This is a genomic window from Streptomyces calidiresistens, assembly GCF_014141525.1.
GTDB classification, from domain to species: domain Bacteria; phylum Actinomycetota; class Actinomycetes; order Streptomycetales; family Streptomycetaceae; genus Streptomyces; species Streptomyces calidiresistens.
This window is the reverse complement of the sequence record NZ_VKHS01000995.1, coordinates 1-1,738: the sequence shown is the minus strand read 5'-3', so window position 1 is coordinate 1,738 and position 1,738 is coordinate 1. Positions and strand designations below refer to the sequence as shown.

2 protein-coding genes are annotated in these 1,738 nt (G+C 76.4%); one reads left to right on the top strand and one right to left on the bottom strand.

The features are described from left to right. Positions 1–351: 351 nt before the first annotated feature. Entirely contained in the window at positions 352–1,422 is a 1,071-nt protein-coding gene (gene sepH / locus FOE67_RS24850) for a septation protein SepH (RefSeq protein WP_182667063.1), read from the top strand. A gap of 50 nt (positions 1,423–1,472) precedes the next feature. Here the strand turns inward: sepH and FOE67_RS24845 are convergent. Further along, a partial coding sequence (locus FOE67_RS24845; RefSeq protein WP_323385458.1) for a sulfurtransferase occupies positions 1,473–1,738 on the bottom strand: 266 nt, incomplete at its 5' end.

The following is a 1,738-nucleotide window of genomic DNA, read 5'->3' as shown; positions in this document are numbered from 1 at the left end:
CCCCCGCCTTCCCCCGCCCCGGGCCGGTGACCCGGGGCGGCCCGGGAGGGCGGTTCCGGGAGCTTCCCGGGGGTCCCGGGGCGACCCCGGCAACGCCCGGTGAGCGGGCACCGATTGGCGCGTCCGCCCCTCCCGGATGGTCCCGATGGAGTAGTGTTGCCATTCCGGCGGCGTCGGCCGACCGGTCGCCCGGAGGGTCCGAATCCATCGGTCCGGCGGGGTGGCGGCGGGTGGGGCGCCGGTATGACGGTGTCCCGGGGCCCCGGGCCCCACGCGCCGGGCAAGTTCGCAGGGTTGTGGCAGGCTGCACCCGGGCAGGCCACACTCGTCCAGCGAGAACCAGCGACGCACGTGACGTCGGCAGGCACCACCCGGGAGGTCCTCATGCCCGAACTGCGTGTCGTGGCCGTCAGCAACGACGGCACACGGCTGGTGCTGAAGGCTGCCGACAACACGGAATACACCCTGCCCATCGACGAGCGCCTGCGCGCCGCCGTGCGCAACGACCGCGCGCGGCTGGGGCAGATCGAGGTCGAGAGCCACCTGCGCCCCCGCGACATCCAGGCCCGTATACGCGCCGGCGCCACCGCCGAGGAGGTCGCGCAGTTCGCGAACATCCCGGTGGAGCGCGTGCGGCGCTTCGAGGGACCGGTCCTCGCCGAGCGCGCCTTCATGGCCGAGCGGGCCCGCAAGACCCCCGTGCGGCGGTCCGGGGAGACCACCGGCCCCCAGCTCGGCGACGCGGTCGCGGAGCGACTGATGGTGCGGGGTGCCGATCGCGACACCGTGCGCTGGGACTCCTGGCGGCGGGACGACGGCACCTGGGAGGTGCTGCTGGTCTACCGGGTCGCCGGTGAGACGCACTCCGCGAGTTGGATGTACGACCCGCCCCGCCGGCTGGTGCAGGCCGTGGACGACGAGGCCCGGGCACTGTTGGGGGACGTGGACGACGCCCCCTCGCCCAGCACGCCCTTCGTGCCGCGCATCGCCCGCCTGCCGCGTGAGCGCGAGAGCGAGCGCGAGGCGAGTCGGGGACGGACCGGCCGGGAACGGCCGGCGGAGCCCGCGGCCTCGGCGTCCTCCAACGACCAGGACTCGCTGACCAGCCTGTTGGAGGCGGTGCCCAGCTTCCGGGGCGACCTGGTGGTGCCCGACCGGCCCCCGCCGGACGGCGAGGAGCCCGAGGTCGCCGAGGAGGGGATCGAGGAGGAGCCCCCGGCCGAGCGCGCGGCGTCCGCGGCGGGCGCGGGCGCGGCGTACGCCGATGTGTTGATGCCCCGGGCGGTCAGCGGCCACCGGGACCGGCTGGTCGGCACCACCGACCGGCAGGCGGAGGCGGACGGCGTCCGGCCCGGTCGTCGGGCCGCGGTGCCGAGCTGGGACGAGATCGTCTTCGGCACCCGCCGCAAGAAACAGGAGTGACCCGACGCCGCGTCGTTCCCGCTCCCGGAGGGGGCGGGAACCGGACCCGCTCACCCCGGCTCGGGCCCGACCGCCACCGGTCGGGAGGGGTCGGCGCACCACTCGCTCCACGACCCCGGGTACAGGGCGGCCCGCACCCCGATCAGGGACAGGGCCAGCACCTGCTGCGCCGCCGAGACGCCCGACCCGCAGTAGACGCCGGTCTCCGTGCGGGGGGTGACGCCGAGCGCGGTGAAGCGGGCGGCGAGTTCGTCGGCCGGCAGGAGCGCGGCGTCCGGGCCGACGGCGGAGGTGGTGGGGGCGGAGCGGGCACCGG